The following is a 10,922-nucleotide window of genomic DNA, read 5'->3' as shown; positions in this document are numbered from 1 at the left end:
CACTGTGCAGCAAGCAGCGATACGCCAGGCGATCGCAATAACAACCAGAACCATCACAAGAACAAAATTGGTAATAATGACAATGACGAGGAGCGGAATCGTGTTAAAGGGTCGGAAACTATTTAGCCTTAGCGCCATCGTGCTAGCCGCCAGCGGCTGTGCCGTAACCACCCAGCCGATCAGCAAGGTCGAAAGCGGGCAACGCAGCCAGCAGGACCGAGTCGCCATGTTCAGCCAGCAGGAGCCGGTTACAGCACCGATCACGCTGTATGATGCGATGGCGCGTGCGCTGAAATACAACCTCGAATCACGCTTAAAGGTGATGGAATATGCGCTGAGCCAGCAGCAGGTGGATCTGGCACGCTACGATATGTTGCCGAAACTGGCGGCATCTGCGGGCTATGTGGGACGCAATAATATGAGTGCCTCCAGCAGCCGCAGCGTGGAAACAGGACGTACCTCTCTGGAACCGTCCACTTCACAGGATCGCGACCGCGATGTAGCCGATCTGACTATGGTGTGGAATGTGCTCGACTTTGGCGTCAGCTACGTTACCGCTCAGCAAAAATCGGATCAGCGCTGGATAGCCGAAGAGCGTAAACGCAAAGTCGTGCACACCATCCTGCAAGACGTGCGCTCCGCCTACTGGCGCGCCGTTGCTGCCGAGCGTCTCTTGGGACAGATTGACAGCCTTATCGCCCGCGTTAACGCCGCACGCGACGCGAGCGAGCATATGTCATCACAGCAGATTGGCGATCCGATTGAAGCACTAAGCTATCGGCGCGCGCTGATTGACGCCACGCGCCAACTGGAAGAACAGCGCCGCGCGCTGTCTCTGGCTAAAACGGAGCTGGCTACGTTGATGAATCTGCCGCTGGATACGGCCTACAAGCTCGCGTTGCCACAGAGCGGTGATGAAGTCGTACCGCAGTTGAATGTCGATGTGAAGGTGCTGGAAGAGACTGCACTGGTCAGCCGCCCGGAGCTGCGTGAGCAGGATTATCAGGTGCGAATTCATGCCGCCGAAACCCGCAAAGCGCTGCTGCGTATGCTGCCCGGCGTGGAAATTAGCGCAGGCGGCCACTATGACAGTAACTCCTTCCTGGTCAATAACAGCTGGGCGGACGTCGGAGTAAAAGCCACCTGGAATCTGTTTAACCTGTTGTCCGGCCCGGCCGCACGTAAAGCGGCGCAGGCTAACGAATCGGTGTCGGAAATTCAGCGTCAGGCGATGTCGCTGGCGATCATGGCGCAGTTATACATCGCCAGAGCCAACTTTAATGAGGCACAGAGACAGTATAAAACCAGTGCAGAATTGCGCGATCTAGACACCCAAATCGTCGAACAATTGCGAAACCGCTACAAAGCCAACAGCATCGGCGAATTGCAGTTGATTCAAGGTGAGCTAAATGCCCTTAACGCCAGCCTGCGTCAGGACTTGGCCTATGCAGAACTACGCAATACCTATGGCCAGATATTCTCAACGATCGGATTGGATTTACTGCCGAAATCATTGCCATCCGATAGTCTGGTAGATATCAGCAAGTCACTGCGCCAATCTGACACCAACTGGCAGCAGGGTAAAATCAGTACATTACAATCGTTCTGATAGCCGTGTGGCAATCGTGTATTGCCACCGCCGCTTTTTACGCAGACACAGAGGGCAGCAACGCTGCCCTCTGTGTCTTTCAGACTTCGGTCAGGCGTTTACGATCGACCTTGCCACTACCCGTTTTGGGCAGCTTGTCGAGCACCACAATGCGCCCTGGCACCATGTAAGCCGGCAAGAACTGATGCAGCTGTTTGCGCAGCGCCAGTTTGGTCATCTCTGAGCCGGGTTTATATTCAACGTAGCCGACCAGTATCGCCTCATCCCCTTCCCCCTGAAGTTTGACGGCCGCATCCTGTACCTGTTCGATGCGTTTTAATTGTGCCTCTATCTCCCCTAGCTCGATGCGAAATCCGCGTAATTTTACCTGATCGTCGAAACGTCCGAGATATTGGTAACGATCGTCCGCCAGCAGTCGGACTTTATCGCCCGTGCGGTACATCCGCTGTCCCGACTCCGCCTGTTGAATAAAGCGGTCTTGCGTCAGATCGTCACGCTGCCAGTATCCGCTGCTCAGTGCGTCACCGAGGATGCACAGTTCGCCAACCATCCCTTCTGCCAGCGGATGACGATCGTCGTCGATCACCAGATGCTGATAGCCCACCAGCGTGTTGCCCAGCGCGACCGTGTGCTGGTTCTCCAACGCTGCGCTATCTATTTGCGCCATCTGCGACCAAATCGTCGCTTCAGTTGGCCCATAGCAATTCCATAACGTCCTGCAACGGCTGACCAAACGCTGTGCCAGCCGCAGATCCAGCGCTTCGCCGCCGCACAACGCCACCAGATCGGGTTTACCCTGCCAACCCGCTTTGAACATCATGCGCCAAAACGCGGGCGTGGCCTGCAATACGTTGATTTCCGGTCGAACCTGTAAATACGCCGCCACTGCTTGCGGATCTTTGTATTCCTCATGCGTGGTCAGGTGCAGCACGCCACCGATCCACAGCGGGGCAAACACTTCCAGCATGGAGATATCAAACGCCAGCGTGGTAATCAGCAGCCAGTTGGCGTTATCCGTTAAAGCCAGCCGATCTACGCTGGCATGAATAAAGGTTTGCAGCGCCCGCTGACCGATCACCACACCTTTCGGTTTCCCCGTCGAACCAGAGGTAAACATCATGTAGGCCGCCGTTTCCGGTCCTCCGACCCGTGCCAACTGTACGCTCGCCGTAGAATCGCTGGCGGCATACGGTAAATCACACAGATTCAGTACCGGGCAGTCAAACGCCAGCGACCCACCGGTATAGCCGTCCTGCAAGACCGCTGCCAGTGCTGCTTCCCGCTGAATCGCCTGTAGCCGATCTCCCGGAAAATCCGGCTCCAGCGGCACAAACGCTACCTGAGAAAACAAGCAGGCCAGCAGCGCCGCTACCGTGTCAGGCTGCCGACTGAGATGCAGCCCCACGCGCTGACCAGCAGTGATACTCTGCTCAGCCAGCACCTGTTGAATCAACGCCACGCGTTGCAGCAGTTCCCAATAGCGAATTTCGCGTTCCTGAAAGGCGATCGCCACACGATCCTGACGCGTTTCCTCAGTAAGACGCGCCAGCAGTTCATCGTGCAATGCGAGCGTCGTCGCTCTGTGCGGTAGCGGTGCCACCTGCGGGCTGAGGCGAATCTGCGTCAGACACTCCCAGCGCTGTGCCAACAGGCCATCGAGTAGCTGCGTGAGATGACGAGACATACGCTGTAGCTGCTGATTATCGAACTGCCCATCAGGTGCCGTCAGAATCAATCGATCGTTCTGCACCTGTACGATCAGCGCCACTTTTTGCACGGCCTCAGGCAACGATGCCGCATCTCCCGCAATTAGCAGACTGCTAAACAGTGCATGCCGGGTTTCATCAGTCAGAACTGCGGATGCAGACTGTGAATCGCACGACGATCCCACCTCTGCGATCCACTCGCTGACAAGACGATCGCGCTGGTGAAAATGAGCGATCAATGGCCTCACGTTATCAGGAAGATCGGACGTAACGAACGCAGCACATACCTGTTCTTCACCACTGTATTTGTACAGCAGCCAGCTCCACGCCGCACACACCAGCGATGTAGGATACTGACGGGACAGCTCACTGCTGTGGTGCTGTTCACCGTGCGCGGCACCCGCCCGCTGCCCGAAGGCTGTCGGTTGCTGAATATCTACCAACAGATTCCCGATGGCATCGTTACTCCCTGTCATGACAGCGTTTCCTCATTGGCAATCGCCCTCGAAAGAGCCAAATACTCGCTCAGCGCCTGTGGTGACGGGTAGCGCTGCAAGAGCGCAACATTTATCGGCAGCGCTAATGCACGGCTCAGCGCCTGTGCCAACGCAATACGCTGGAGCGAATCGACACCGCTTTCACACAGCGTCTGCGACCAGAGGCCAGATTCAGCGAGATGTAGCGTCTGCGCCCACACGCGCAGCAGCAGTTGAGCAGACGGCGTAGTCGGCTGGCTAACACCGCTATGCGGCGCGATTTTCTGTGCAGCCGCCAAACCTGTCGCTTTATCATGCCCGATAATCTCGGCAGGCTGCTGTGGCGAACTGTTCACCAACGCGACCACATCGTCATGCCAGCGCATCAGCACCCGACGCGCCTGCGCACTGTCCAGTACATCGGCATCAAACTCGAAGCGCAGCAGCATACAGCCCGCCTGCTCACGCACCACCAAATTCAGCGGCATCTCGACTTTTTCATAGGCAGCGGAGAACTCGGGAGATAGCCGATGCGGTTCGTCAGCGCGTTGGCCCGGTTCTGCTTTCGCATCTGGATAGTTTTCATAAATAAACAGGCTGTTGAACAGACGCGAACGTCCGGCTGTCAGCGCAATCAGCGACTGCGTGGCATGCTGATTCATCGCCATCAATTCATTCTGCAACTGCACCAGATGCTGTTGCAGCGACACGGACTGCTGCCAGCTCAGCGCCAGCGGCAGGCTGTTGATGTACAGACCTACGCTGCTCGCTACGTCCTCCACCGGACTTTCCCTGCCCGACAGCACATTCCCGACAATACTGACCGCATCGCCGGTCGATCGCGCCAACAACCGGTGCCAGGCGTATTGCGCGATAATGCTGTGCGTAACGCCCACCTCGCGGGCAAAGGCGATGAGTGCAGCCTGATCCTGTTCGTTCAGGCTCACGCTGGTAACCTGCGGTTCAACCTGTGCCAGATGCTGGCTGAGATCGGCGCGCTTCCCCGCCGCCGCAAACAGCATCGCTACATCGTTGGTCTGTGCCAGCAGAAGTTCCCTCTGCTGCCAGAAAGCCTCGACAACGGGCTGCTGCGCCACGGCGTGCAGCGCATAATCCACATAAGCACGATCCACCTGAATCGCGGGTGCTTCGCCGTGCATCAATATCTGACTGTTCATCAGCATCTGATAGTCACGGTGCACCGCCCCCAATAGCTGTGGCCCGCTCCAGCCATCGATCACGCTGTGGTGGCAGCTTAAGAGCACCCGATAGTCCTGCTCGCCCAAACGGAAACAGGCAATGCGCAACAGCGGCGGCTGTGACAAATCAAATCCGGTGCGTAAATCCTGCTGACGATAGCGTTCGATGACCGCCAGTGGATCGGCATCCCGCATCAAATCCTGATAGTAGAAAGGCAGGTCTGCCTGCTTCACAATCACCTGTACGCAAGCACACTCGCTCTCCAACGCAGCACACAAAGCAGGGAAACGCTGAATCTGGCGCTGCCACGCCTGACGATAGCCTGCCACATCCAGCGCCTGCGCATAGCGAATCGGCGTTTGCAGATGATACGCATCATCCTGCGGACAACGCAGACGGTGATACAGCATCGACTGCTGGAGCGATGACAGCGGCAACAGCGTGTCGATGTCATAACGCTGCGACAGGCTGTCGATCTGCGTCTGGCTCAGGTTAACGGCCGGGAAATCGCTGGGGGTAAAGACGACTCCGTGACGTAGTTGTGCCAGACAGGCTTCCGTCAGCGCCCGCAGATTTTCCGTCAGCCGCGCCATCAGGCGTTCGCTGTCGCGCTGGTTGAGGCAACCGACCTGGCGCAGCGTCAGCTGTCCGCCCGTAATACCGCCGTGAAGGCTGATAATCTCCGCCGGTTTATTCTCCGGCGATACACAGCCCCCCGGCGCGACATCAACCGGACGCCACACGCCAGCCGCCTGAACCGATAGGCCAAGATAGTTGAATACAATCGGCGATAGCGTCAGCAAACCGCCCTGCGGGTGATGGTAGCGCAGCGGGTTAAACCCAACGCCTTTGTCCGGCACCTGACGCAGCCGTTCCTTGCTGGATTGAATCAGGGAAGTCCAGTCAGGCTTATCTTGCAGACACACTGGATAGGTGCTGGTAAACCACCCGACGGTGCGGCTGACATCCAGCGTCGGATCAATCGTTTCGCGACCGTGTCCTTCCAGCATGATGCGGGCTTTATCGCCCCAGCCGAGATCGTTTAGCGTGCGCATCAGCGCGGCCAGCAGTAAATCGCTGACGTCGGTGTTAAAGGCACGATTGGCCTCGCTCACCAGTTGGCCGGTGGTTTCCGTATCCAGTGTCAAAATTGCGGCGCTGGCCTGGCCCTGTGGATCTTTCGCCGCCAGCAGCGCCGTCTGATCCACGCCGTCTTCCTGCGCCTGCCAGTACGTCAGCTGTTCTGCATGTTGTGTGGCGTAGTTTTGCAGTGCCGTCCCCCACTGGCGATAGCTCGACGTTTTAGGCAGCAGCGGTTCACCGAGGTACTGCCGCTCAAGATCGTCGACCAGAATGCGCCAGGAGACGGCATCAATCACCAGATGGTGGAAAGCGAGGAACAAGGCAGTGTCCGCCTGTGGATGGTGTCGCACCAGCGCACAACCCATCGTTCTTCCCTGCGCGGGATCGAATTCACTCTGCAACGCGGTAAACGCCTGCTGTAGGCCATCGTCGCCAAGCTGGCGATAATCCAGCGTCGACACAACAGGACAAGGCACATCTGCCAGATAGCGTTGCCCTTGGGCATCACAGGCCAGACGCAGCGCGTCATGTTGCGCCATCAGCGCCTGCAACATGGTGGTAAACCGTCTGGCATCCACCTCTGGTAATTGGATCATCGCCGCCTGATTCCAGTGTTCAGGACATACCAGCGCTTGATCCATAAACCAGCGCTGAATCGGCAGCAGCGCGAATTCGCCTTCCAGCGTGCCCTGCTCTGCAACGATACCGACATCACGATTATTCTGCGCCAGCACGCGACACAGACGCCGCACGCTCTTCGCTTCAAAAACGTCTTTCACCGTGCAGACATAGCCTGCGCTGCGCAGTCGCGTCGTCAGTTGGATACTGAGGATGGAATCACCGCCTAAGCGGAAAAAATCATCCTCAACGCCCAGCGGCGTATTCAGCACGCTGCGCCAAATCGCTAGCACGTCCGCTTCCAACGGGTTATCGGCTTCACCGTCGCCGTCGTTCGCTTCCAGCACCGGCGGCAGCTGTTTCGTATCCAGCTTGCCGTTTGGCGTCAGCGGCATCTCTTCCAGCACAATCAACCGGAAAGGCACCATGTATTCCGGCAGGTGCTTCGCGACATCAATCAGCACGGCAGCAGGTTCAGGCGTGCTGCTACCTACTTTCACCGTGCCATAAGCGACCAGCGCCGGACGACTCCCCACCGGCGCCACAATGACTTTAACCTGCTTCAGAGACGGGCAGACCGCCGCCAGCTGTGCCTCGATTTCACCCGGTTCTATGCGATAGCCACGCAGTTTGATCTGCTCATCAATACGGCCACAGTATTCATAGTCACCGTTGTTCAGCAGTCTGGCTTTATCGCCTGTGCGATAAATGCGCACGGTCACCGTACCCAGCCCCGTATTGTTCACGTCGTGTAGCGTGATGTGCTCGAAGCGGCTGGCGGTCATCTGCGGTTGATTAAGGTAGCCACGCGCCAGACCAAGTCCCGCAAGGCATAGCTCTCCCGGCACGCCCACCGGACACAGCTGTCCAGCCGCATCCAGAATCAGCGCCTGAATATGAGCGATGGGCTTACCGATGGTGACAGGCTGACCTTTACGCAGGCGGGTGCTCAACGCCGTAACGGTACACTCCGTCGGCCCGTACATGTTGTACAGCGCAACCTTATCGGCCCAGTTTTCCACCACGGCATTCGGGCACGCTTCACCGCCCATGCCAATGGCCTGAATGCCGTTAACCTGTTTGGGATCGAGAATCGACATCAGCGCTGTTGGTAGGATCAGGTGCGTCGCCCCTGCCTGTTCCGCCTGCACAATCGCACGATCGTTGGGTTCGCCAAACACCAGCGTGCCACCGCTGCTCAGCGGCAGCAGCGTCGTCATGTTACCGGCGTCAAACGACAGCGACATGCAGTTGAACATGGTACTTTGCGGCGTGAACGCAATGCGATCGCGATGATCGTCCAGCAGATTGATCAGCGAACCGTGTTCGATCATGACGCCCTTCGGCAGACCGGTCGATCCCGAGGTGTAGATCACCTGTGCCAGCTGCTGTGCATGGCGCAGAATGGCTGGCGGTTCATCGCCCGGCAGATCGTGCCACTGCGCGGCAACCGTAGGATCGGTCAGATCGATACACTGCTCGGCTGACCACTGCGCCAGTTGTTGCCCATCACCACCGAGAATGACGGAAAGATTGGCATCGGTAATGATGTGGCGTAGCCGCTCTGGCGGGTAATCAGGGTCCAATGGTACATAGGCTGCGCCTGCTTTCCAGACGGCCAGCAGCGCAATGACAAAATAGCGATCGCGCTTCGCCAACACGCCGACCAGCGACTGCTCACCCAGCCCCAAGCGGTATAACCAATGTGCTAGCTGGTTAGCCTGCCTATTCAGCTCAGCATAAGTCAGCGAGTCAGCGAGACTCTCGCCATCAAAGGCAACGGCCAGTTGCTGTGGATCGCGCTGAGCCACCGCTTCAATCACGTCGGTTACCGTCAGTTGCGGCTGCGGATAGCTACGCGGCAACTGCTGTGTTTCCGCCAACACGGCGGCAAATCGATCCGCTTCCATCAGCGGCAGATGCCAGACATCGGTTTCCGGGCTCTCCACCACGGCTTCGATCAGCCGGATAAAGCGGTCGGCGTAGTACTGGATCGTCTGACGCTCAAACAGCGCAGTGGCAAACAGCCAGTCCAGCCGCACCTCGCCCATCAGCTCCGTCACTTTGACCGAGATATCCGTCTTCGCCGGCAGCACCGGCGAGGTTTCCTCCGCCGCATCACAGCCGGGGATCAGATCGTTAAAATCCACTTTAGCCTGATAAACCAGCATCACCTGAAAGATCGGGTTGATCGCCGTGGTGCGATCGGAGCCGATCGCCTCGCTCAGCGCTTCAAAACGGTAAAGCTGATGATCGAAAGCGGAGAGATCTTGCTCACGGCAGTATTGCAGGTAATCGACAAAACTCTGTTGATCCTGCAACTGGGTGCGCAGCACGATGGTGTTAACGAAGAAGCCGACGACATCTTCGATATCCGGCCGCTCGCGGTAGGCCAGCGGTGAACCAATGACGATATCTTTCTCACCGCTGATGCGCGCCAGCATCAGGGAAAACACCGCATGCAGGCCAATGAAATTAGACGTGTTGTAGCGCTGACACTGACGCTTAAATTTATCCCACAAATCGTTGTTAATCGCGGAGAAGATCACCTCACCGCCACTGTTCTGGTGTGCCGGACGCGGTTTATCCAGCGGCAGGCTATGTACTTCAGGAATACCCGTCAACCGCTCAACCCAGAACGGTTTGAATTCATTGTGGTAATCGAGAAACGACGCAGAGTTAAACCAGTGTGCGTAGTCGATATAGTTAAGCTGCGTGGTCTCGACGGGATAGGGTTGGCGGTTCTGACAGGCCAAAAAGGCCGGCTTGAAGTCCGCAAACATATTCTTCACCGACCAACCATCGGAAATAATGTGATGCTGGGTGATCATCAGAACGTGCACCCGTTCGTTCATCGTTACCAGCCGCACACGGGTGAGATCGCCTGCCGTGAGATCGAACGGACGGCTGATTTCCGCTTTCACCTGCTGTTGTAAACGCGCCTCCCGTTCGGCTTCCGGTAACAGTGAGAAGTCATCATGCTGTATCACAAACGGCTGATAGGCATCGATACGCTGCTCACCCTTGCCCTGTTCATTGACCACAAAACGGGTGCGCAGGCTGGCATGGCGCTGTGCCAACGCGTCAAAGGCAAACTCCAGTGCGGCCACATCCAGCGTGCCGGTCAGACGAAAATAGACCGGCATGTTGTAGAGGTGCGATTGCTCTTCGTATTGCTCGATAAACCACAGCCCACTTTGCGATGATGACAGCGGGCCAGACGTCGCATTCTGCGGCGCGATGGGGCGTTCAAACGCCTGTTGCGCCGTCAGGCAACGCACGATGGCGTCCTTGTTTTCCTTAATCGTGCTCCCAATCTCTGCCGTGATCGCGTCTTTATTGGACTGAGAAACCAACTGCCCTTGTGCATTTAACGCCAGACGAACACCCTGCCGTTCCAACTGCTTTAACAGCGTTACGATATCTTTCATGACTTGTCACTCTCTTCGCAAATCAGGCCGTCAGCGTTGCCCCGCCGTCCACCACTACGTCCTGCATGGTGATGTGGCTGGCCAGATCGGAAGCCAGAAAAACCACGGTATTGCCGATCTCATCCGGCTGAGCAATCTTACCCAGCGGAATTCCCAGCTTGTACTGGTCAGGAAAGCCCGCGATAGTGCGCTGCTCGGCATCAGCGCTGTGCCACATGCCGCGCTGCATCGGCGTATCCGTCGAACCAGGCGATACCAGATTGCAGCGCACACCGTAAGGCGCCAGCTCCAATCCAGCACAGTGAGACAGACTGGTAAGCGCCGCTTTCGAGGCGCAGTACGCCGCCATCTGTAGACGGGGGACATGGGCGGCATTAGAGCCGACGCAAACAATCGCACCGCGACGCTGCTGCTTAAAGTGCGGAACCAGTGCGTTCAGCAGATAAAATACGCCGGAGGCATTGACGTTAATGCACTGGTGCCAGTCGTCCGCACTCAGCGTATCAATGTCACCTAAACGCAGAATCCCGGCGGCGTTAACCAGAACATCAAGCCCCGTTTCCGCCAGCTGCTGACGGCACACCGCCGCCACGCGATTCGGCTCGCTAATATCCAGCGTCACGCTGGTAAACGGGCGATCGTTATACGGTTGAAATGCACGGTCGAAGCCGATCACGTTCGCGCCCAGCGCGACAAACTGGCGGGCAATACTTTCTCCAATGCCGCTCGCCGCACCGGTTACCCACACCGTTTTCCCACGGAAATCAAACTGAAGAGGTTGTGCCTTGTTCATCATTTT

At 57.3% G+C, this 10,922-nt stretch carries 4 protein-coding genes; 1 reads left to right on the top strand and 3 read right to left on the bottom strand.

Features of this window, described 5'->3' with window-relative positions; genetic code table 11:
* The first annotated feature begins 100 nt into the window (after window positions 1–100).
* A complete protein-coding gene (locus E2566_RS02855; protein WP_107170846.1) occupies window positions 101–1,609 on the top strand; it encodes a TolC family protein in 1,509 nt (502 codons plus the stop codon).
* Between the two features lie 79 nt (window positions 1,610–1,688).
* On the opposite strand, the gene E2566_RS02850 is transcribed toward E2566_RS02855, so the two are convergent.
* From E2566_RS02850 to dhbA, 3 genes are read right to left on the bottom strand one after another with little or no spacing between them, the layout of a single operon-like run.
* A complete protein-coding gene (locus tag E2566_RS02850) occupies window positions 1,689–3,791 on the bottom strand; it encodes an amino acid adenylation domain-containing protein (RefSeq protein WP_107170845.1) in 2,103 nt (700 codons plus the stop codon).
* Entirely contained in the window at window positions 3,788–10,123 is a 6,336-nt protein-coding gene (locus E2566_RS02845) for a non-ribosomal peptide synthetase (protein ID WP_107170844.1), read from the bottom strand. Before E2566_RS02845 ends, E2566_RS02850 begins: the two co-directional genes overlap by 4 nt.
* 22 nt (window positions 10,124–10,145) lie before the next feature.
* On the bottom strand, window positions 10,146–10,919 hold the full coding sequence (gene dhbA, locus E2566_RS02840; protein WP_107170843.1) for a 2,3-dihydro-2,3-dihydroxybenzoate dehydrogenase: 774 nt from the start codon (window positions 10,917–10,919) through the stop codon (window positions 10,146–10,148).
* Between the last annotated feature and the right edge of the window lie 3 nt (window positions 10,920–10,922).

This window comes from Pectobacterium punjabense (assembly GCF_012427845.1).
In the GTDB taxonomy this organism is placed as follows: domain Bacteria; phylum Pseudomonadota; class Gammaproteobacteria; order Enterobacterales; family Enterobacteriaceae; genus Pectobacterium; species Pectobacterium punjabense.
Note: the sequence above shows the minus strand (reverse complement) of the source record. Positions and strands in the feature narration are given on the sequence as shown.